Origin of the sequence: Pseudomonas sp. AU11447 (genome assembly GCF_001672555.2) — a bacterium.
In the GTDB taxonomy this organism is placed as follows: Bacteria; Pseudomonadota; Gammaproteobacteria; order Pseudomonadales; family Pseudomonadaceae; genus Pseudomonas; species Pseudomonas nitroreducens.
Genome location: NZ_LZDG02000070.1, coordinates 27,172 through 48,788 on the forward strand (window position 1 = coordinate 27,172; position 21,617 = coordinate 48,788).

Genomic DNA, 21,617 nt, shown 5'->3' on the forward strand with positions numbered 1-21,617 from the left:
GCGGCCCTTTTTTTGCCCGGCCGGCGTACCCATACATCGCCCCAACCTTGGTCCGGCAGGAATAAAGGCGAGTTGCCATCTAAGATCATGGCATCGTGCCTCTACTGGTCGTATTGCGCCCATGATCAACCGCCATTCACTCGATGATGACGAACTCGAAGCGCTGCGCGATATCACCCCCCTGGTAGCGCACAGGCCGGTGATCCTGGTGGTGGACGACGACCGGGCCGCGCTGGCCCGGCTTCGCCGGTTGGTGGAGGGCGCGGGAATGCGCTGCGTGACGGCCAGCAGCGCGGCGGAGGCGTTGCGCCGCATTCTCCGCGACGAGGCGGTCCTCGATCTGCTGGTCAGCGGCCTGGGCCTGGAGCCCGATGGTCCCGGGCTTGCGTTCATCCGCGAACTGAACAGGACCGGCACCTTTCTGCCCATCATTGTCCTGTCCGCGCCGGTGGATATTCGCGGTGAACCTCAGGAAACACCGCTTAACGTGCTGGACTTCCTGCCTAAGCCCGTGGATCCGATGCTGTTCGTGCGCGCGCTCTGCCGCAGTTTCCAGTCATAGGTGTCGATGAGGCCAGTGGCTCCCACCCAGCGACCTGGCCGTGAGCGGAAGTGTTCGGTGCTTTACAGCGTCTGCGCCTTGAAGGTATCGCACTTGCCTGGCGAGCCGCTTTCGAAGCCGAGCTTGAACCAGCGCACGCGCTGCGCAGAGGAGCCGTGGGTGAAGGAGTCGGGCATCACCGTGCCGCGCGCCTGTCGTTGCAGATGGTCGTCGCCGATGGCGTTGGCGGCATTCAGTGCCTCTTCCACGTCACCTGGCTCCAGCCAGTTCAGGCGCTGCTGGGCATGGTTGGCCCAGACACCGGCAAAGCAGTCGGCCTGCAGCTCCTGGCGCACCGAGAGGCCATTGGCGCCTTCCATGCGCGCACCGCGTTGGCGCGCCGCATTGATCTTGGCGGAGATGCCCAACAGGTTCTGCACGTGGTGCCCGACTTCGTGGGCGATCACGTAGGCCTGGGCGAAGTCGCCAGCGGCAGCGAACTTCTGCTCCATCTCGCGGAAGAAACCAAGGTCGAGGTAAACCCGATGGTCGCCCGGGCAATAGAAGGGGCCGACCGCCGAGGAGGCGAAGCCGCAGGCCGAGTTCACCCCGCCGTTGAACAGGATCAGCTTGGGTTGTTCGTACTGCTGGTTGCTGCGGGCAAAGATCTCGCCCCAGGTGTCTTCGGTATCACCGAGGATCGACTGGACGAATTCCACCTGCGGGTCGGCGCCGGTGGCCGGCTTGCCCTGCACTGGACGGCTCGGTGCCTGTTGCTGGGAAACATCCATCTGACCGAGCAGCGAGCCGAGGATGGTCATCGGGTCCTGTCCGGAGAGCAGGCCGATCACCACGACGATGGCCACACCGCCCAGGCTCAGTCCACGCCCACCGATACGCATGCCTCCGCCACCGCCCATGCCTCCGCCGGTTTCATCGCGGGCATCCACTACGTTGTCGCTGCGTCGTCCTTTGCGCCAGAGCATGGCGGCATCTCCATCGAATAAGTGGGTTGAGTGTTGTCTTGGGAGGCGTTTGCCGCCAGCCCGATCGTCAGGCGAGGCGTTGGACTGAGCTCAGGATGCACTGATATCGCTCAGTCGTGTGGTCGCTGCCAAGTCTGCGCGATTCGCCTGAGCCCGATCTGCCCTGCGGCACTCCAGTCGGCTCCATGTTCAGGGAAGTCGGGAGGGGGCACTGAACAGGCTGAGTAACGGGGCGGTCATGGCAGTGGTCAGAATCGCCATCACCAACAACATGGTGAACATCTCGGGGCCGATCAGGCCTGCGTCGAGCCCAACTTTCATGACGATCAGTTCCATCAGGCCACGGGCGTTCATCAACGAGCCAACTGCAAAGCTGTCCCGCCAGGCGAGTCCGCCAGCGCGAGCTCCCGCAGCGCCACCCAGTACCTTGCCGGCGACTGCAACCAGGATAACCAGTATCAAGGCTCCGATATGAGTCGGGGTGAATGCGTCGGTGGTGGTGCTGAGTCCGGCAATCGCGAAGAACACGGGCATCAACAGGACCAGCGCAGGAAACTCCAGGCGCTCGACCAGCGTTTTCAGCAGGCGATCATCCCGCGGCAGACAGGCCCCGAACAGGAAGGCGCCGAACACAGCGTGGACGCCCAGCCACTGGGTCAAAGCGGCGCAGCCTATCGCACCGCCGGCCAGGACCGAAAGCATCATCAATCCAGGGCAACCGTCCTTCACGTAGGTCCGCAGCAGCCATGCGCACAGTGGCTTGAACAGGATAAAGATGACGGCCACGAGAACGACCAGACCGAGTGTCGTCTTTACGATGGCGGTAGAGCCATCGATTCCGGTCAGTGCGACGACCACGGCGAGCATGATCCAGGCAAGCACGTCAGCGATAGCCGCCGATGCCATCGACAGGCGGCCCATGGGTGTCTGGGTCATGCCGCGCTCTTTCAGGATGCGCGCCATGACAGGGAAGGCGGTAATCGACATGGCTGCCGCCATGAACAGCGCGAAGGGCCAGAAGCCTACTCCGGCCGGGGCCAGGGAGGAATGGAGCAGGGCGGACGCGAAAAAGCCGAGAACCATTGGCACCAGGACGCTGAGGATACCCACCAGGCTTGCTGACTTGAGTTGGGCACGCGCGCCATCAGGCGCGCGCAGTTCGGCGCCCACGACAAACATGAATAGCACCAGCCCCAGTTGTGACAAGGAGGACAGCGCCGAAAGCGAATGGGGCTCGAACAACTCGGCGTGCTGCGCCGGGAACAGCGCACCGAACACGATCGGCCCCAGCACTATTCCGGCGGCCATTTCACCGATCACGGTGGGTTGTTTCAGCATCCCTAACAACAGGCCGCACAAGCGGGAAACGGCCAGTATGACTAGCAGTTGGAGAAGAAATGGCGAATGAGGCATTGCGCTCGATCTCAGGCATTGCTGGGGTGGCGTGAGCGGGCAGGTGATCGCTCAGTACGTTGGACGTCCCTGCGAGACAGGCAACGTCCAACGTTCTGGGGCTGGCGAGAGTGGCGTCCGTCCGGCTTTTAGTTGGAGGCGCCGCTCTCTGCTTTCATGCGGCTTTCCACCTTGGCGAGGAAGCTGCCCAGGCGCTGTCGCTTTTCCTGCGACAGGGAGCGCAGATCCAAGGCCGTCGCTTCGCGGGACAAAATGCCCAGCGGAGCTGCCACCGACATCCAGTTGGGCACGCCGAACATACGGAACGGGCCACCCTGGTATTGCTCCATATCCATCAGCCGGGGCGGGCGATGGGCGAGGGTTCGCTTGAGCTCTTTGTATGTGCTGGGTGCCGCTGCATTGCTCGCCGCACGCCAGAACTCGGTGTCGTTGCGCGGGGTGTCATAGTGCAGGAACAGGAAGTCTCGAATGCCATCCCAGTAGCGTCCGATCTCATGATTGAACTGGTCGATCAGTTGCTGCGGAATGATGCCGTCGCAGGCGACGATCAATTCGCCGAAGCGCGCGAGCTGGTCCAGTGTCTGTCCAATGGAGGTTGCCTCCAGCGGCTCGACGAATCCGGAGGAGAGGCCGACGGCCATGACATTGCCCAGCCACACCTGGTCGTAGTGGCCGGGCTCAAAGGCGAAGTCGTTGGCCGGCTCGATGTCCATCCCCCAGTAGTCCTGGACTTCTTTTATTGCCGCCTCCTTGTCGGTGTACCGGTCGCAGTACACGTAACCCACCCCCAGGCGCTCAAGGGTTGGAATACACCACATCCAGCCATGTTTCATGGCGATAGCGCGGGTGACCAGCGGAGGGTGTTCCGTCTGTGAGGGGATAAAGAAGGGGAGGGCCCGGTTCAACAGCAAATGGTCTGCATAGGACTGCCAGGACGCATTCAGCGTCTTGCCGATGATCAGTCGATGCAGACCAGAGGCATCGATGACGAAATCGACTTCGATCTCGCGATCAGGCAATACCAGTGCGGTGACATGCCTTTGTTCGTCAAGGCGCACACTTTCGACGGTTGCGTTGATGTGTTGTACCCCTCGCTTGATCGCGATATCTCGCAGATAGGAGGCCAGCTTGCGGGCGTCGAAGTGGTAGGCCATGGGCGTCTTGGCCGGGAGACTCTGGAGAAAGGCCTCCGCGGTGGCCTGACTGGCTCCTTCTTGCCACATCTTCCAGGTGGCCGGGTAGTGCTGTAGCTGGTAGCCCTGGTTGATCAGTATCGAGGCCAGGGGGTAGCTGCCGTTGGGCTCGACCCATGACGTCAGGTCGACACCGTCATGGCTGTAGGAAAACTGATGCAGGAAAATGTCATCTGGAGCGCCGCTGCGCCAGCCTTCCAATGCCAGTCCCAACTTGTGCGTGGAGTGGGTTTCGCGCATGAATTCGGTACGGTCGAGCCCGTAATGTTCCAGCGCGCGGTTGAAATTAGGCAGGCTGCCTTCGCCGGCACCAATGATGCCCAGCGATTCTGCCTCGACCAGGACGACTTCCACTTTGTCGAGAAAGAGCTTCCTTAGTTCGAGTGCGGCGAACCACCCGGCGCTTCCTCCGCCCACTACGGCGACTCGGCGGCAGTTGGATAAATTCAACATCATTGGCTTCCTGGAGTGCTACTGGATGGAGTGCGGTGCGGCACTCCGGGTATCCCGCAATCATCCGTATTCGACGCGAAAATGAAGAGAGCAGGGCGCTTACAGTGCGTGTAAGACTTTCCGGAATTTAAGTGATGAAAAGCTCTTGATATTTATAGGAATTAATTCGGGACAATGTGTACGTGTCGTGCTGCCCGAAGTTGCTTGCGAGTGGACGGAAAACTAGTCCGGTTTAGGGAAGTTCGTCGGCGGGGAGTGCGACGCTCCGGTTCGGCGTTCCGAAGCGGTTGCGTGCCGTCTCCAGTCGTTTGGCGAGGTACCGCGTTACCCTCAAGAGCTGCCTGGGAGAGATACATATTGGCCGTGGCATGGGCTCCGATCTGTCAGCCGGATCAAGACGTGCTCCGGTGCGCTTCCGGAGGCAATTTCCCTGTCGATATTGAGTGGCGTGGGATTCTGCGCGCGCGGCTCGGTAGTTCCGGCGTGAATCAGCGTGGGGCGTGGATTTCTGATAAGAGCGCCGCAAGAAGTGCAAAGACAATTCCCGCTGCCACTCTGCGACGGCACAGCAGAGTGGCTCGGCGGCTCCATGCAAGTCCTGGAGGAGCCGGTATCGCGGGGCTGGTCCTTAGGTAGACATGGCAGCTTCCGCGGTCATGCGCGGCTCTACCTTGGCGAGGAACTCACCGATGTTCCATCGTTGCTCCTTCGACAGTGGTACCAGGTCCGCAGCTGTTGCCTTTCGGGTCAGAACGCCTAGTGGCGCAGCCACAGACATCCAGCTGGTGGGTCCGAAAAGGCTGAAGGTACCGCCGCGATAGGGCTCGAGATCCACGTCGCGAGGTGGACGAAGAGCGAACGTCCGCTTGAGCTCTGCGTAGGTGGAAGGGGGCGTCGCACTGCTTGCCGCCTTCCAGAACTCGGTATCCTGGCGTGGCGTGTCGTAATGGAGGAAAAGGAAATCGCGAATGCCGTCCCAGTGGCGGGTGATGTCACGGTTGAATTGATCAATCAGCTGCTGCGGAATGAGGCCATCGCAGGCGCTGACCACTTGGTTGAACCGGGCAAGCTGGACAAGTGTCTGGCCGATGGACGTGGCTTCCAGGGGCTCGACAAAGCCGGAGGATAGTCCGACGGCCATGACGTTGCCGATCCATACCTCCTTGAAGTGGCCCGCTGAGAAGGCGAAGTGGTTGACCGGCTCGATCTCCGTCCCCCAGTACGCCTGGGCTTCGTGCAGGGCGCCTTCCTTGTCGGTGTGCTGGTTGCTGTAGACGTAGCCGACGCCAAGTCGGTCCTGGGTCGGGATGCACCACATCCAGCCATTCTTCATCGCGATTGCGCGGGTGACCAGCGATGGGTGCGCGCCTTGTGCGGGGATGAAGAAAGGCAATGCCTGGTTCAGCAGCAGGTGATCGGAGTAGGACTCCCAGGGCGAGTGCAGGGCCTTGTCGATGATCAAGCGGTGCAGGCCGGAGGCATCGATGACGAAGTCGACCTCGAGCTCCCCATTCTCCAGAATCAGGTGGGTTACATGCCGACGCTCGTTCAAACGCACGGACTCTACCCGCGCGTTAACCCTCTTCACCCCGCGCTTGAGGGCAACCTCACGCAGGTATTCCGCCAGTTTCCGCGCATCGAAATGGAAGGCCATCGGTGGTACGGCATAGAACTTCAGCTGCTCCTGCAGATAGGCTTCGGCCTGCTGCTGGCTGGCCCCATCACGGTAGAGGCGCCACGCATCGGGGAAGTGATGAAGCTGCAGGTCCTGGTTGAGGAGGATGGAGGCCAGTGGATAACTGCCGTTTGGCTCGATCCAGGCATTCAAGTCCACGCCATCGCTGTGGAACGAGAAAGGGTGGAAGAAGATGTCGTCCTTTTTCCCGGTACGCCAGCCTTCCAGCGTCAGTCCCAGCTTGTAGGTCGAACGGGTCTCGCGCATGAACTCGGCACGGTCGATCTCATAGCGATCGAGTGCGCGATTGAAATTGGGCAGGCTGCCCTCGCCTGCGCCAATGATGCCCAGTGCCTCGGACTCGACAAGGACAACCTCGACCTGATCGAGAAAGAGTTTTCTGAGCTCGAGCGCGGCAAACCACCCGGCGCTCCCTCCGCCGACAACGGCGACGCGGCGGTAATTGGATAGATTCAACATGAAGGGCATCCTGAAAATCTGCTGTAAGGGGCGCCGCGGGGCGCTCCGAAATAGTCAGCGTGATTATCCGGACCTGATTGCGCTTTCAGAGGAAGGCGATTCCTCAATATTGATCAGACGCTTCCTGGGATTATGTTTTCTGTTTGCGCTCTGTACTGCCGAGCTATCCAGTGGTCAGGCGAATCGGTGAAGCAGCTCGGCGCGTGCGAGCAGCTGGACATCACCGCCGACGCGGACTTCGTCGTCCTGCCCGACCTGCACGTCGAGCCGGCTGGGGCGGCCGACGAAACGGCCCTGGGACAGGTGGAACAGCTCGCCGCGACGGGCCTTGCCCAGCTCCACCAGGTAGGCGGCGACCGGGCCGGCGGCACTGCCGGTGGCGACGTCCTCGATGATCCCGGCGCCGTCCCAGGTGCGGCCTTCGCGATTATCCACATCCAGTAGGAAGACGAAGGCGGCGTTGAGCTTGGCCAGCTCGGCAGACAGGTCCGTGCGCTGGCGCGCGCGGTCCAGAGCTCCGCTGCGAACCGGCAGCAGCAGATAGGGCAGGCCGGTACTGACCACGGCCGCCGGGTAGTCGGCCAGGTCCGCGGCGTTCAGCGAGAAGGCTTCGGCGAACCAGCGGCGCGCCTCGTCATCCAGCACAGTGCCGAAATCAGCGGCGCCTTGGTTCATCTCTGCGTGGAACCCTGTGCCCCGGCGCCGGGTGGCAACCTTCACGGCTTTCGCCGGCAGCTCCAGCGTCCAGTGTTCTTCCTCACCGCGCTGGTGCAGGTGGTGAAGCAGGGCAGCGGCTCCCAGGACCGGGTGGCCAGCAAACGGCAGTTCCTCGTCGACGGTGAAGATGCGCGCCGAATAGGTGTCCAGCGTGGCCGAGGGGAACAGGAATATCGACTCGAACTGACGCAGTTCCTGGGTCAGCGCCAGCAGGGTCTGGGCGGGTATGCCGCGGGCGTCGGGGAACACCGCCAGGCCGTTGCCGGTGAGCGGTTGGTCGGCGAAGACGTCGAGCTGCCAGTACTGTTGCGCGGACATGGGCCTCCAGATGCCGCCCTTGAGCGGCGCAAAGAAAAACTCGACAGCCAGCCTAGCGAGCTATATGTTCGCCGACAAGAAAGCGCAGGTCACAGCGCCGCGCTTTCCAGGCCACCGCAGTGGCCGGCGTCGCTCGGACGGTTCCGGGCGCCTACGTTCATCAGAGGACACCATGACTGAACCCCGTTCAGCTCGTCGCTTTGCGCGCATCGATCGCCTGCCCCCCTACGTCTTCAATATCACTGCCGAACTGAAGATGGCCGCCCGCCGCCGTGGCGAGGACATCATCGACCTGTCCATGGGCAACCCGGACGGGGCCACGCCGCCGCACATCGTCGAGAAACTCTGCCAGGTCGCCCAGCGCGAAGATACTCACGGCTATTCCACTTCCCGTGGCATTCCGCGCCTGCGCCGTGCCATCTCGCACTGGTACCGCGACCGCTATGAGGTCGAGATCGACCCGGAATCCGAGGCCATCGTCACCATCGGTTCCAAGGAAGGCCTGGCGCACCTGATGCTCGCGACCCTGGACCACGGCGACACCATTCTCGTGCCCAACCCCAGCTACCCGATCCACATCTATGGTGCAGTAATCGCTGGCGCGCAGGTGCGCTCGGTGCCGCTGGTGCCGGGGATCGACTTCTTCAACGAGCTGGAGCGGGCGATCCGCGAATCGATTCCCAAGCCGAAGATGATGATCCTTGGTTTCCCCTCCAACCCCACCGCGCAGTGCGTGGAGCTGGATTTCTTCGAGCGCGTGGTTGACCTCGCCAAGCGCTACGACGTGCTGGTGGTGCATGACCTGGCCTACGCGGATATCACTTTCGATGGCTGGAAGGCGCCGTCGATCATGCAGGTGCCGGGCGCCAAGGACATCGCGGTGGAGTTCTTCACCCTGTCCAAGAGCTACAACATGGCCGGCTGGCGCATCGGCTTCATGGTCGGCAACCCGGAGCTGGTCTCGGCCCTGGCGCGGATCAAGAGCTACCACGACTACGGCACCTTCACGCCGCTCCAGGTGGCGGCCATCGCCGCGCTGGAAGGCGACCAGCAGTGCGTGCGCGACATCGCCGACCAGTACCAGAAGCGCCGCGATGTGCTGGTCAAGGGATTGCACGAGGCTGGCTGGATGGTGGAGAACCCCAAGGCATCGATGTACATCTGGGCGAAGATCCCCGAGCCCTATGCGCACCAGGGCTCGCTGGAGTTCGCCAAGAAGCTGCTCAAGGACGCCAAGGTCTCCGTATCGCCCGGCATCGGCTTCGGTGACTACGGCGATGACCATGTGCGCTTCGCCCTGATCGAGAACCGTGATCGCCTGCGCCAGGCAGTACGGGGTATCAAGGCGATGTTCCGCGCCGACGGGCTTTTGCCGGCCAAAGCCGAATGACGCGTGCGTGAATGAAAAAGGGCGACCCAACGGTCGCCCTTTTTGTTTGGAGTCCCCCACCCCATCCTGCTCGCGGAGCATTGCCGCGCGGGAACCTGGAGAGTGCCCCGCGCGCCGGAAGCCCCATCCCACCTCCGCCAGCGCTCAGGGGTGAGGGATAGCCCTGGCGTCAGTGTGCCGGGTAGTCGGCGATCACTTCGCGCTGACCACTCCTGGTCAGCCCGACCACCTGGTAAGCGTCGTGCCGCTCGCCCATTTCCATGCCCGGCGAGCCCATCGGCATGCCCGGTACGGCGGCGCCGATCAGGTCGGCCCGCTCACGCAGCTTCAGCACATCGGCCGCTGGCACGTGCCCCTCGACGAATTTGCCGTCGATCACGCCGGTATGGCACGAGCCCATGCTGTGCGGGACGCCGAGTTTGGTCTTCACTGCACTCATGTCCGCCTCGACGTGGTCGTTGACGATGAAGCCGTTGCTTTCCAGATGCTTGATCCAGTCCTTGCAGCAGCCGCAATTGGCATCGCGGTGCACGTCGATGCTCAGCGGCTCGGCGGCCTGGGCGGCGCCGGCGACAAGGGCAGTAAGCAGAAGCAGGGTGCGCATGGTTGGAACCTCGAAATTCGAACGCGACCGAGCATACTCCCGCGGGTGCCGCGGCCCCACCCGCCGTTTGTTTCCCCATATGACGCGGCCGCCGAACTTGCCGCGGCACGCGGGGTCTTTAGCTGATCGGTGGTGCGTCCGCGACTCCCGGTCGCAGGTATGGACGCTCGGCAATGGCTGCATGGCCAAGGAGAAATCGGATGCTCTTCGCCCGTCTCGTCCTGCTGGTCCAGGCTCTGGTCTGGGGTGGCCTGGGACTGCTCTACTGGATTCGCCCCTACGAAATGGCCAACCTCAGCGGCATGCTGCTGATGGAGCCGTCTTCTGTGAGTGACGCCCGCGTGTTCTACGGCGGCCACCAGTTCGCTCTCGCGCTGTTCCTCGTCTTCGCCCTGCGTCGTCGCCTGTTGGTGCGCCCGGCGCTGATCCTGGTAATCCTCGTACAGCTCACCCTGACCCTGTCGCGCCTGCTCATCGCCTGGACCGAAGGCGGCATGGAGTGGGACGCGCAGCTGGCCGGCGTGGTTTACCGCAGCGTGATCTCGGCGTTGGCGATCTTCGCCCTCTATTGGCTGGAGCGGCAGTCGCGCAATCGTCAGGTGGTGGTGCGCGAAGAACAGGAGCCCGAGGAGCGCAAGGCCGACTTCGAGGGGTTGTGAGTTCGGATGAGTGGCGTCGCCAGCAAGCAGCGGCGCTGCCGGGCCGACCCCGCTCCGTGCTATCGTATTGATTTTGCGGTAGTAGCAGCGGAGCCAGCATGAAGTTCGTCCATCAACGTGAACACCTCAACGAAGGCGATCTGGTCGTCATCGAGTGTTCCATGACCTGTAACATCCGCCTGATGACTGATGCGAACTTCCGCAGCTTCAAGAACGGTGGCCGCCATTCGTACCACGGCGGCGCCTTCGACCGGTTCCCGGCCAAGATCAAGGTGCCCAGCACCGGCAACTGGAACATCACCATCGACACCGTCACCCGCCGTGCCATCAGCGTCACGCGCAAGGCCGACTTCAAGTACAGCATCAAGTTCGTGCGCAAGTCGCCGTCGAACTTCAGCTGATCCTCAGTTCCCCGTGTGTGCGGGGAAATCCTTCAGCAGGCGGGCGATGCCTTCGTCCACGGCCTGCTGGGTGATCTTCGGGTCGTGCAGCTGGCGCGCCACTTGTGCCTGGTACAGCACCTGCCCGGTAGCCTCGTCGAGAATCCTCAGCGCCAGGCGCGCCTGTTCCTGATCGGTGAACTGGGTCTGGGTCATCACGCCCGCGCCGGTCGCCACCGGTCGCTGGACGATACCGGTCTGGCTGTCCAGGCCGACGGCATAGATCACCCGTAGCTCTCCCGAGCTTTCCTTGAATTCATAGCCCTTGGCTTCCAGCGCGCGGCGTACGGCGAGATCGAAGCGATCCTCCAGATCCTCGCGGTGGCCTTGCGCGCGCACGGCCTGGATGAAGAAGGTGCTTTGCCGGCCATTGGCGGCGGGGGAGACGCTGATATTGGCGGGGTCGCTGCCGGCGCAGGCACTCAGCAGCAGGAACAGCAGGGGAAGGATCAGGCGGGACATGGGCGTGCCTCTTGTCGTTGTTCCGCAAGACTAGCTGCAGAACCCGGAGGCGCCGCCCAACCCTAGGTTGGGCGGCCCGTCGTGGTCGCGGGGGCTCAGCGGCGGGTCAGCAGCACGCCGGCTTCCATGTGGTGCGTGTAGGGGAACTGGTCGAACAGGGCGCAGCGGCTGACCTGGTGGGTGTCGTGCAGCTGGGCGATGTTCTGTGCCAGGGTCTCCGGGTTGCAGGAGATATAGAGGATGTTGTCGAAGCGGCGGGTCAGCTCGCAGGTGTCCGGGTCCATGCCGGCACGCGGCGGGTCGACGAACACGCTGCCGAACGCGTAGGACTTCAGATCGACATCGGCCAGGCGGCGGAACGGGCGCACCTCGTTGAGCGCCTGGGTCAGTTCCTCGGCGGAGAGGCGCACCAGGGTGACGTTATCCACGGCGTTGTCGGCCAGGTTGGCCAGGGCGGCGTTCACCGAGGTTTTGCTGATCTCGGTGGCCAGCACCTTGCGCACGCGAGTGGCCAGCGGCAGGGTGAAGTTGCCGTTGCCACAGTACAGCTCCAGCAGATCGTCCTCGCGCTGGCCCAGGGCTTCGTAAGCCCAGTTGAGCATCTTCTGGCAGACCTCGCCGTTGGGCTGGGTGAAGGCGCCCTCCGGTTGGCGGTAGCGGAAGGTACGGCCGGCAACAGTCAGTTCTTCACTCACATAGTCACGGCCTACCACCAGGCGCTTGCCGCGGGAGCGGCCAACGATGCTCACGCCCAGTTCCGCGGCCAGTTTCTCGGCAGCGGCTTGCCAGGCGGCATCCACCGGGCGGTGGTAGCAGAGGGTGATCAGCGCATCGCCCGCCAGGGTGGTGAGGAACTCCACCTGGAACAGCTTGTGGCCCAGCGTCGGCTCGGCCCAGGCGGCCTTCAGGCGCGGCATCAGCTCGTTGATGCGCTCGCTGGCGATAGGGAAGGCTTCGATCAGGATCGGCGTGTGCTTGTCACCCTGCTCGAACATCGCGTAGTGGCGTGCCTCACCTTCGCGCCACAGGCGGAACTCGGCGCGCAGGCGGTAATGCTCGCGGGGCGAATCGAACACCTCCGGCTCAGGTGCAGCGAAAGGCGCCAGCAGCTCGCGCAGGCGCGCGGCCTTGTCGGCCAGTTGGCTGTCGTAGTGGGAGGGATCGAAACGCGGACTGCTCATGGGACGGGTAACTCGTGTAGTCGGCGGCATTTGATGGGTATCGCTGCGCCGCACATCATCCTACGTTGATGCCATTTGTAGGATGGGTGGAGCGCAGCGATACCCATGCCGCGAAAGTAAAATCAGGCGTTGAACCAGCCCAGCTTGATCACGAACAGCACGGACAGGATCACCAGCGCCGGGTTCAGTTCGCGGAAGCGGCCGGACAGCAGCTTGCAGGCGGTCCAGGTGATGAAGCCGAAGGCAATGCCGTTGGCGATGGAGAAGGTCAGCGGCATGGCCAGGGCGGTCACTACCACGGGGGCGGCGACGGTCAGGTCGTCCCAGTCGATCTCGGCCAGGCCGGAGGCCATCAGTACGGCGACGAAGAACAGCGCGGGCGCGGTGGCGAAGGCCGGCACGTTGCCCGCCAGCGGAGCGAAGAACAGGGCCAGCAGGAACAGCACGGCGACCACGATGGCGGTCAGGCCGGTGCGGCCACCGGCGGAAACGCCCGCCGCCGATTCGATGTAGCTGGTGGTGGTGGAGGTGCCCAGCAGCGAGCCGACCATGGCGGCGGAGCTGTCGGCGATCAGTGCGCGGCCCATCTTCGGCATGTGCCCGTCCTTGCCCATCAGGCCGGCGCGCTTGGCTACGCCGATCAGAGTGCCGGAGTTGTCGAACAGGTCGACGAAGAGGAAGGCGAAGATCACGCTGAACAGGCCGATATCCAGCGCGCCCTTGATGTCCAGTTGCAGGAAGGTCGGTGCCAGGGACGGCGGCATCGATACCACGCCACCGAACTGGGAGACGCCGATGGCGATGGAGATGAAGGTGACGACCAGGATGCCGATCATCACCGCGCCGGTCACGCGGCGGGCTTCCAGGGCGACGATCAGGATGAAGCCGAGGATCGCCAGCAGCGGTGCGGGCTTGGCCAGGTCACCCATGCCCACCAGGGTGGCCTGGTTGGCGACGACGATGCCCGATTCCTTCAGCGCGATCAGCGCGAGGAACAGGCCGATGCCCGCGGCGATGGCCGAGCGCAGGGCCAGCGGGATGCTGTTGATGATCCACTCGCGGATGCGGAAGATCGAAATGATGAAGAACATGCACGCGGAGAGGAACACCGCACCGAGCGCCACTTGCCAGGTGTGGCCCATGTGCAGGACCACGGTGTAGGTGAAGAAGGCGTTCAGGCCCATGCCGGGAGCCAGGGCGATCGGGTAGTTGGCGATCAGGCCCATTACCGCCGAGCCGATGGCGGCGGCGAGGCAGGTGGCGACGAAGATCGCGCCCTTGTCCATGCCCGTCTCGCCGAGGATGCTCGGGTTGACGAAAAGGATGTAGGCCATGGTCAGGAAGGTAGTGATACCCGCCAGGATCTCGGTGCGCACATTGGTGTTGTGCGCCTTGAGTTGGAACAGCTTTTCCAGCATGTTTGGCTCCCCGTGACGCTCTCGCGCCGTTATCGTTCTGGCCGGGAAAAGCAAGGTACATGCCCAAGTGGGCCCTGCGCCTTTTCTTGTGGCCGGCAAAAGGCGCGCATGATACCAGCTTGCCCTGAGCCGGAGAATTTCTGACCGGACCGCCAGCATCCGTTCGTCTGCAAGCTTAGTCGCGGGTGCCGACCAAGGGAGTGCAACTTGTGCGCTGACGGTGGTCTGATCCTTCATAACCCTGGCCCGACCGGGCCGCTCTGTCCGATTCGCAGTCGATGAAACGCTCTATTCCGATCCTCCTCGCCTCATTGTTGGGCGCCTGCGCCGGTGCACCGCCGTCGGCGCCGCAGCACACCTTCGATGTCCACGCCCTGGCCAAGAAGCCCACGGCCACTACCCGTACCCTGGCTGACCCGCAGGGCAAGGCGGTGCTGCTGGAGACCCATCCCGTCCTTACCCAGCGCGACGTGCAGCGGGCCGAACTGGCCAGCGTGGCCGACGGCAAGCCGGCGGTGCGGGTGCGCTTCACCCCCGAAGCCAGCCAGCGCCTGGCCAGGCTGACCGAGGAAGAGCAGGGCAAGGCCCTGGCAGTGGTGATCGACGGGCAACTGCGGCTGCTACCCAAGGTGACGCGGGTGGTGACGGATGGCCAGGTGATGCTCAAGGGGTTTGCCAGCCAGGCGGAGGCGGAAACGCTGGTGCGGCGACTCAACGACTTGCGGGATGTGCCGGTGCAGCCGGAGCAGAAATCGGGCGGGCAGCCCTAGCCCGTCCTTTATGGGGCGTATCCCTGAGTAGGGCGAATAACCTGGAACAGGTTATCCGCCGGCTGCGTGGGGGCGGATAACGCTGGCGCGCTATGCGCCCTACGTACCGGCGCGCAGTGGATTTTTCGTAGGAGCGACCTTGCTCGCGAAGCGCACAACACGGGGGCCAGGCTGGAGCTTGTTCGCGAGCAAGCTCGCTCCTACAGGATCAGCCTGAGCCCTGTGAGCGACAGACATGAAAAAGCCCGGCATCTGCCGGGCTTTTTTATCGCGGTTCGCGGTTTGGGCTTAGGCGCCGTAGACCGGGAACTTGGCGCAGATGGCCTTGACCTTCTCGCGCACGCCGTCCACCACGGACTCGTCGCCCATGTTGGTCAGGATGTCGCAGATCCAGCCGGCCAGCTCGCGGCACTCGGCTTCCTTGAAGCCGCGGGTGGTGACGGCCGGGGTGCCGATACGCAGGCCGGAGGTGACGAACGGGGAACGCGGGTCGTTCGGCACGCTGTTCTTGTTCACGGTGATGAAGGCGCGACCCAGGGCGGCGTCGGCATCCTTACCGGTGATGTCCTGCTTGATCAGGGACAGCAGGAACAGGTGGTTCTGGGTACCGCCGGAAACCACGTCGAAGCCGCGCTCGATGAACACGCTGGCCATGGTCTGGGCGTTCTTCAGGACCTGCTGCTGGTAAGCCTTGAACTCGGGCTGCAGGGCTTCCTTGAAGCACACGGCCTTGGCGGCGATCACGTGCTCCAGCGGGCCACCCTGGGCGCCCGGGAAGACGGCGGAGTTCAGCTTCTTCTCGATCTCTTCGTTCTTGCGAGCGAGGATCAGGCCGCCGCGCGGGCCGCGCAGGGTCTTGTGGGTGGTGGTGGTGACCACGTCGGCGAACGGTACCGGGTTCGGGTAGACGCCAGCGGCGACCAGACCGGCCACGTGGGCCATGTCGACGAACAGGTAGGCACCAACCTTGTCGGCGATGGCGCGGAAGCGGGCGAAGTCCAGCACCTGGGAATAGGCGGAGAAGCCGGCGACGATCATCTTCGGCTTGTGCTCGACGGCCAGGCGCTCGACTTCGTCGTAGTCGATCAGGCCGGCGTCGGTGATGCCGTACTGCACGGCGTTGTACAGCTTGCCGGAGGAGGAAACGCTGGCGCCGTGGGTCAGGTGACCACCGTGGGCCAGGCTCATGCCCAGGATGGTGTCACCAGCCGACAGCAGGGCCAGGTAGACGGCAGCGTTGGCCTGGGAACCGGCGTGCGGCTGGACGTTGGCGTAGTCGGCACCGAACAGCTCCTTGGCGCGGTCGATGGCCAGCTGCTCGACGACGTCGACGTACTCGCAACCACCGTAGTAGCGCTTGCCCGGGTAGCCTTCGGCGTACTTGTTGGTCAGCACCGAACCCTGGGCTTCCATCACCGCCGGGCTGGTGTAGTTCTCGGAGGCGATGAGCTCGATGTGCTCTTCCTGGCGCTGGGCTTCCTGCTCCATCGCGGCAAAGAGTTCGGCATCGTAGCGGGCGAGGGTCAAATCACGGCTGAACATGGCGGTCCTCTTAAGGATCGGGTGCTGGGGAAAGGCGCGCATTCTAACCCAAGGCGCCGGTGCTGGCACATGAAAGGCGGTCATGTGGCTGACAAGCGGGGTTCAAGGCCTGGATCGCGGGAGAGACGAGCGGCCGCGTGGCGTGGATAGCCGCGTGTCGAAGGTGCAGGATGAACAGGACGTAGGATGGCGTGGAGCGTAGCGATACCCATCGATCCGGCATCGCGACAGGATGGGTATCGCTGCGCTCCACCCATCCTGCAAGGGCGCTCGCCTGCTCCGCCGTTGTGCGGTCAGCCCAACAGGAACAACGCATTGCTGGCGAACAGCGCGGCGAACTGGTCGGCCGGCACCGGGCGGCCGAAGAGGAAACCCTGCACCTCGTCGCAACCATGCTCGCGCAGGAAGTCCAACTGTTCGTGGCTCTCCACGCCCTCGGCGATCACCATCAGGTTCAGGCTGTGGGCCATGGCGATGATGGCGCGGGCGATCTGTGCGTCCTGTTCGCCGTGGGGCAGGCCGTCGACGAAGCTGCGGTCGATCTTCAGCACGTCGATGGGGAACTGCTTAAGGTAATTGAGCGAGGAGTAACCGGTGCCGAAATCGTCGACCGCAATCGCCAGGCCCAGACGTTTCAGGCCCTGAAGTATCTGCATCGCCTGGGAAACGTCGCTCATCAGGATGCTTTCGGTCAGTTCCAGCTCCAGGCATGCCGGGGCGATGCCGGTGTCCTCGAGGATGCCGGCGATGCGCTCGCCCAACTGGCCGTCGGCGAACTGCCGGGCCGAGAGGTTCACGGAAATCTTCGGCACCCGCACCTTGTCGCGGTGCCAGGCGCGCAGCTGCAGGCAAGCCTGCTCCAGCAGCCAGTCGCCCACCTGGGCGACCAGGCCGAGTTCTTCCAGCACCGGGATGAACTCCGCCGGCGGGATGAGCCCGCGCTTGGGATGCTGCCAGCGCAGCAGCGCCTCGGCGCCGGTCAGGCGACGGCCGTCGCCGGTGAACTGCGGCTGGTAGTGGAGGACGAACTCTTCCTGCTCGATGGCCCGGCGCAGGTCGCTTTCCAGTTCCAGTCGCTCCAGCGCCCGGGCGTTCATCTCGGCCTGGTAGAACTGGAAGTTGTTCTTGCCCATTTCCTTGGCGTGGTACATCGCCGTGTCAGCGTTCTTCATCAGTTGGCTGAGCTCGGCGCCGTCCTGCGGCGAGAGCGCCACGCCGATGCTGGCGGTGACGAAGAACTCGCGGCCTTCCAGGGTGAAGGGGCGGGCGAGGCTGGACAGAATCTGCTCGGCCACCTGGATCGCCTGCCGGAGCGCCTTCTCGCGGTCCTTCTGGCCGGGCAGCAGCAGGGTGAACTCGTCGCCGCCCATGCGCGCCACGGTGTCGTCGTCGCTGACGCAATGGCTCAGGCGCTCGGCCACTTCCTTGAGCATGCGGTCGCCCGCGGCGTGGCCGAGGGAGTCGTTGATCGGCTTGAAGCGGTCGAGGTCGAGGAACATCAGCACGACCCACTGCTGGTGCCGTTCGGCCTGCAGCAGGGCGGTGTGCAGGCGGTCCTGGAACAGCGTGCGGTTGGGCAGGTGGGTCAGGGCGTCGTAGTAGGCCAGGCGGTGGATGCGCCGCTCGCTGGCCTTGCGTTCGCTGATGTCGCTGAAGAAGCAGACGAAGCTGACCAGGTCACCTTCCTCGTCATGCACCGCGGTGATGCCGACCCAGCTCGGGTACAGCTCGCCGCTCTTGCGCTTCTGCAGGATTTCGCCTTCCCAGCTGCCGCTCTTGCGCAGGCTTTCCAGCACATGCTTGAGCTGGTTGGCTTCCTGGCGGTCGGCGGTGAGCAGGCGCGGCAGCTGATCCAGCACTTCCTCGGCGGAGTAGCCGGTGAGGCGGCTGAAGGAGTCGTTGATCTGCACGATATAGCCGGCCGGGTCGGTGACCATGATCGCCGCCGTGGAGTGCTCGAACACCGTCGCCGCCATGCGCATCTCGCGCTCGGCGCGGCGCTGCTGGCTGACATCGCGGGCGACGCCGAGCAGGCCTTCGAAGCGGCCGTGGTCGTCCCACATCAGGGCGATGCGCAGCTCCACCGGAATCTTGTGGCCGTCGGCGTGCAGGCAGTCGAGGCTGAACAGCTGCGGCTCGGCGTTCTCGCGCAGCTCGGCCAGGCGCTTGGGTTCGCCGATGGCACCTTGCACCCGGTTCAGTAGTTCGTCCAGGCGCTCCAGCTGCGCCGGGTTGGCGGCGACCTGCTGGAAGCCGTTGGCCAGCACCCATTCGGGGCTGTAGCCGAACACCTGCTGGATCGACGGGCTGATGTAGTTGAGCTGGACCTGGGCGTCGGTGGAGAGGATCACGTCGCTGATGCTCTCGGCGAGCATACGGTAGCGGCGGCCGCTCTCGCGCAGGGAGTTGTGCGCCTCGACGGTGTCGGTGATGTCCTTGGCCACGCCGATCAGGCGGGCCACGCGACCGGCGTCGTCGCGAGTCAGGGCCTGCTCGCGGATGTCGAACCAGTGCCAGGAACCGTCGCGGTGGCGCCAGCGCAGCTGGCTGTCCAGCAGCAGGCCATCGCCTACTACCTGCTGCAGGTTGCGCACGCGCCAGTAGTACTCGACGTCATCCGGGTGCAGCACCTTTTCCCAGAAGCGCTCGCCCATGTCGCGAAGTTCGTCGCCGGTGTAGCCCAGCTGGTAGCCGAGATTGTGGTTGGTGAAGATCACCCGGCGCGCGGCGATGTCGTGGATGTAAAGGGTATCGGGCACCGCGCGCACCGCGTCGGACCAGAACTTCTCGCGCTCGATCAGCGACAGTTCGACCTGCTTGCGGCTGGTGATGTCCGACAGGCTCAGGGTGACCGCGTGGAAGTCCTGGATCATCTCCGGCACGCGCAATTGCAGCCACAGGTGGCGCTGCTCGCCCTGCCGGGTGTTGATGCAGGCTTCCAGTTCGACCATGCCCTGGCCATGCAGCACGGCTTCGAGCACCTTGCTGCGCACGCCGTCCGGGCGCATGCCGGCACTGCCGATCAGTACCTGCCAGGCCTGCTCGGTGTTGCTTACGCGCATCAGGCGCTTGGCGACGTTGTTGATCTCGGTGATCTTCGCCTGGCGCAACAGCCAGGGCAGGCGTTCGGGTTGCGAGGCGATCCAGTCGCGCAGGTCGCTCTGCCGGCGCAGGTTGAGGTCCACCAGGCTCTGGCGCAGGGCCGAAAGGTCAAGCACGCAGAGCGCTACGCCGACGCCGTCGAAGATGTCCTGATAGCGCCGGCGAGTCTCCTCGAGGATGTGCAGCGCCTGCTGCTCCTCGGTGACGTCGCGCAGCACCCAGACCTGCCCGCCCTGGGGCAGGTTGCCGCGCAGGACCCAGGTCTGCTCCGCGGCCAGCGGGCTGTCGTCCAGCGAGTGATGGCTGACGGCGAACAGGCGTGCCTGGCCGGTATCGTTGACGCGGACCAGTTCGGAGCCGTTGTCGGACGAGGCATCGGCGCCATTCAGCAGGCCGCCCAGGCCAGGCAGCAGCTCCAGCAGGTGATGCTCGCCGGCCTTGTCGGCGGCGATGCCGAACAGCTGCTCGGCCTGTGGGTTGAGGTAGGCGAGGCGGCCGTCGGCGCGGGTCACCAGGACGCGTTCGTCGATGGCGCCCAGGGCTTGGGCGGCCTGGCGCAGGCTCTGTTGCGATTCCACGGTCAGCGCCCGCAGGTTCTGCTGTTCCCGTTGCAGGCGTAGCAGGGCGGCGCCGGCGATGCCGGCCAGCACCAGTAGCAGGGCCAGCTCGCCGCCCAGGCGCGGCAGCAGGGTGGCGCGGATCTGCCGGTCGTCGAATTGCGGGCGCAGCTGCCAGTCGGTGTTCTGGATCTCCAGGCCGTCCAGGCTCTGCGCCTGCTCCAGCGGCGAGGCAGCGGACAGTGGGCCGGGACGGAAACCGCTGGAGCGGCCGAGGACCTTCTGCTGGACGTCGTCGACCAGGATCCAGTCCGGCGACTCGGGGCGTATCTGCGCCGCCCAGCCGCGCCGGGCAATCTTCTCGTCGAGGCGGATGACGCTGTCGCCTTCGCCAGGTTCGGTGGCCTTCAGCCAGACATAGAAGTGGCCACCATTTTCCTCGCTGAAGGCGTAGTGATAGCTCTGCTGCCGGCTGCGCTGGCGCAGGGCCTCGATGAACGCCGCGTCCTTGAAGTTGCTGGCGGAGTCGCGCAGCGGCGCGCCGTTGGCGTCGAGCCGGACCAGGCTGTGGAAAGAGGGGTAGATGTGGGTCAGGCCGGCGATCAGCGGCGGGTGGATGTCCCCGTTGTCGCGGCCCTGCTCCTGCTGCAGCAGGGCCTGAGCCGCCACTGCCTTGAGCTCCAGGGTCAGGGAGATTCGCTGGGCCATCTGTTCGCCGTGCAGCACTACCCGCTCGCGCTCGAAGCGTTCCTGGTTGCGGAACTCCTGGTGCAGCTGCCAGCCCAGCAGGCCGAGCATGAACAGCACCAGCAGCACCAGGGCGGTCCGGGTCGCCACGCGGCCAGGCCTGGCCAGGGCGTCCGTAGGGGGACGGGGGAAAATAGACAAGGACTTAGGGACCTGGGGCGATACGGCTGAATTCGGCGCAGGCTAGGATGCCCGGAAAGGCGGCGAAGTGCCAGCATGGCCGACGAGCGTCGTTTGCCCTTCCCGACTCATTCCGGTAGCTTTGCCGCACGCGCGCGTGATGTACGGCCAAAGTTCGGGGCATAAAGTACATCCCCGCAGAGTCTCGCGCGAAGGGCCGTCCATCGGCCGTTCGCGCCCTTCGGTGGCCCGCAGTGCCGCCGTTCCGGCCCCAAGTGCCGGCGTCCCGGAACCTGCCGTCGTCCGTTCCGGCCATCCCGATCATCAATTCATCCCAGAAGTCAGGTATCCATGGCTCAATACGTCTACACCATGCACCGGGTCGGCAAGGTCGTGCCGCCCAAGCGTGAAATCCTCAAGGACATCTCCCTGTCGTTCTTCCCCGGCGCCAAGATCGGCGTTCTCGGCCTGAACGGCGCGGGTAAATCCACCCTGCTGCGCATCATGGCCGGCGTCGACACCGAGATCGAAGGCGAAGCCCGCCCGATGCCGGGCATCAATGTCGGCTACCTGCCGCAGGAGCCCAAGCTCGACCCGCAGGCCACCGTACGCGACATCGTCGAAGAAGCCGTTGGCCAGATCAAGCAGGCCCAGGCCCGCCTGGATGAAGTCTACGCCGCCTATGCCGAGCCGGACGCCGACTTCGACGCCCTGGCCGCCGAGCAGGCCAAGCTGGAAGCCATCCTCCAGGCATCCGACGGCCACAACCTGGAGCGCCAGCTGGAAGTCGCCGCCGACGCGCTGCGCCTGCCGCCGTGGGACGCGAAGATCGACCCKCTGCTTAATGCA

General features: G+C 64.4%; 16 protein-coding genes and 1 pseudogene. 6 read left to right on the forward strand and 11 right to left on the reverse strand.

Annotated features, from left to right (window positions below):
* Positions 1 to 121: 121 nt before the first annotated feature.
* Positions 122 to 562: a response regulator gene (locus tag A6723_RS24925; protein ID WP_054908393.1), complete on the forward strand. Its 441-nt coding sequence runs from the start codon at positions 122 to 124 to the stop codon at positions 560 to 562.
* A 62-nt stretch (positions 563 to 624) separates the two neighbouring features.
* Here the strand turns inward: A6723_RS24925 and A6723_RS24930 are convergent, their stop codons facing one another.
* From A6723_RS24930 to A6723_RS24950, 5 genes are all read right to left on the reverse strand, one after another.
* Positions 625 to 1,527: a neutral zinc metallopeptidase gene (locus tag A6723_RS24930; RefSeq protein WP_054908394.1), complete on the reverse strand. Its 903-nt coding sequence runs from the start codon at positions 1,525 to 1,527 to the stop codon at positions 625 to 627.
* 189 nt (positions 1,528 to 1,716) lie between these two features.
* Entirely contained in the window at positions 1,717 to 2,940 is a 1,224-nt protein-coding gene (locus A6723_RS24935) for a cation:proton antiporter (RefSeq protein WP_054908395.1), read from the reverse strand.
* 128 nt (positions 2,941 to 3,068) lie between these two features.
* On the reverse strand, positions 3,069 to 4,586 hold the full coding sequence (locus A6723_RS24940; RefSeq protein WP_064979881.1) for a tryptophan halogenase family protein: 1,518 nt from the start codon (positions 4,584 to 4,586) through the stop codon (positions 3,069 to 3,071).
* 628 nt (positions 4,587 to 5,214) lie between these two features.
* Complete coding sequence (locus A6723_RS24945; protein WP_054908397.1) at positions 5,215 to 6,741, reverse strand: tryptophan halogenase family protein; 1,527 nt, start codon at positions 6,739 to 6,741, stop codon at positions 5,215 to 5,217.
* A gap of 174 nt (positions 6,742 to 6,915) precedes the next feature.
* Positions 6,916 to 7,776 (reverse strand): PhzF family phenazine biosynthesis protein, encoded by an 861-nt coding sequence (locus tag A6723_RS24950; RefSeq protein WP_054908398.1) that lies wholly within the window; start codon positions 7,774 to 7,776, stop codon positions 6,916 to 6,918.
* 172 nt (positions 7,777 to 7,948) lie between these two features.
* On the opposite strand from A6723_RS24950, the gene alaC reads away from it, so the two are divergent.
* On the forward strand, positions 7,949 to 9,166 hold the full coding sequence (gene alaC / locus A6723_RS24955) for an alanine transaminase (protein WP_054908399.1): 1,218 nt from the start codon (positions 7,949 to 7,951) through the stop codon (positions 9,164 to 9,166).
* A 169-nt stretch (positions 9,167 to 9,335) separates the two neighbouring features.
* Here alaC and A6723_RS24960 read toward each other — a convergent pair.
* Positions 9,336 to 9,787 (reverse strand): annotated as a pseudogene (locus tag A6723_RS24960) (DUF411 domain-containing protein).
* Between the two features lie 183 nt (positions 9,788 to 9,970).
* Between A6723_RS24960 and A6723_RS24965 the strand changes: the two are divergent.
* Entirely contained in the window at positions 9,971 to 10,429 is a 459-nt protein-coding gene (locus tag A6723_RS24965) for a DUF4345 family protein (RefSeq protein ID WP_054908401.1), read from the forward strand.
* 98 nt (positions 10,430 to 10,527) lie between these two features.
* Positions 10,528 to 10,830: a DUF1883 domain-containing protein gene (locus tag A6723_RS24970; protein WP_024763056.1), complete on the forward strand. Its 303-nt coding sequence runs from the start codon at positions 10,528 to 10,530 to the stop codon at positions 10,828 to 10,830.
* Positions 10,831 to 10,833: 3 nt separating this feature from the next.
* Here the strand turns inward: A6723_RS24970 and A6723_RS24975 are convergent, their stop codons facing one another.
* The 3 genes from A6723_RS24975 to A6723_RS24985 all read right to left on the reverse strand — a co-directional run bounded on the left by A6723_RS24975 (position 10,834) and on the right by A6723_RS24985 (position 13,930).
* Positions 10,834 to 11,331 (reverse strand): DUF4136 domain-containing protein, encoded by a 498-nt coding sequence (locus A6723_RS24975; protein WP_054908402.1) that lies wholly within the window; start codon positions 11,329 to 11,331, stop codon positions 10,834 to 10,836.
* Between the two features lie 95 nt (positions 11,332 to 11,426).
* Positions 11,427 to 12,512 carry a tRNA (uridine(54)-C5)-methyltransferase TrmA gene (trmA, locus tag A6723_RS24980; protein ID WP_054908403.1) on the reverse strand — a complete coding sequence of 362 codons (1,086 nt, stop codon included), beginning with the start codon at positions 12,510 to 12,512 and terminating at the stop codon, positions 11,427 to 11,429.
* A gap of 122 nt (positions 12,513 to 12,634) precedes the next feature.
* Positions 12,635 to 13,930, reverse strand: coding sequence for an NCS2 family permease (locus tag A6723_RS24985; RefSeq protein WP_054908404.1), 1,296 nt, complete (start codon positions 13,928 to 13,930; stop codon positions 12,635 to 12,637).
* 278 nt (positions 13,931 to 14,208) lie between these two features.
* Here A6723_RS24985 and A6723_RS24990 point away from each other — a divergent pair, with 278 nt between their 5' ends.
* On the forward strand, positions 14,209 to 14,700 hold the full coding sequence (locus tag A6723_RS24990) for a hypothetical protein (RefSeq protein WP_054908405.1): 492 nt from the start codon (positions 14,209 to 14,211) through the stop codon (positions 14,698 to 14,700).
* Positions 14,701 to 14,988: 288 nt separating this feature from the next.
* Here A6723_RS24990 and glyA read toward each other — a convergent pair whose 3' ends face one another.
* Positions 14,989 to 16,242 carry a serine hydroxymethyltransferase gene (gene glyA, locus A6723_RS24995; RefSeq protein WP_024763060.1) on the reverse strand — a complete coding sequence of 418 codons (1,254 nt, stop codon included), beginning with the start codon at positions 16,240 to 16,242 and terminating at the stop codon, positions 14,989 to 14,991.
* Between the two features lie 293 nt (positions 16,243 to 16,535).
* Positions 16,536 to 20,699, reverse strand: a complete 4,164-nt coding sequence (locus A6723_RS25000) for a GGDEF and EAL domain-containing protein (RefSeq protein ID WP_175405586.1) — start codon at positions 20,697 to 20,699, stop codon at positions 16,536 to 16,538.
* Between the two features lie 420 nt (positions 20,700 to 21,119).
* Between A6723_RS25000 and A6723_RS25005 the strand changes: the two genes are divergently transcribed.
* On the forward strand, positions 21,120 to 21,617 hold a 498-nt coding region (locus A6723_RS25005), incomplete at its 3' end, for an ATP-binding cassette domain-containing protein (RefSeq protein ID WP_139093057.1).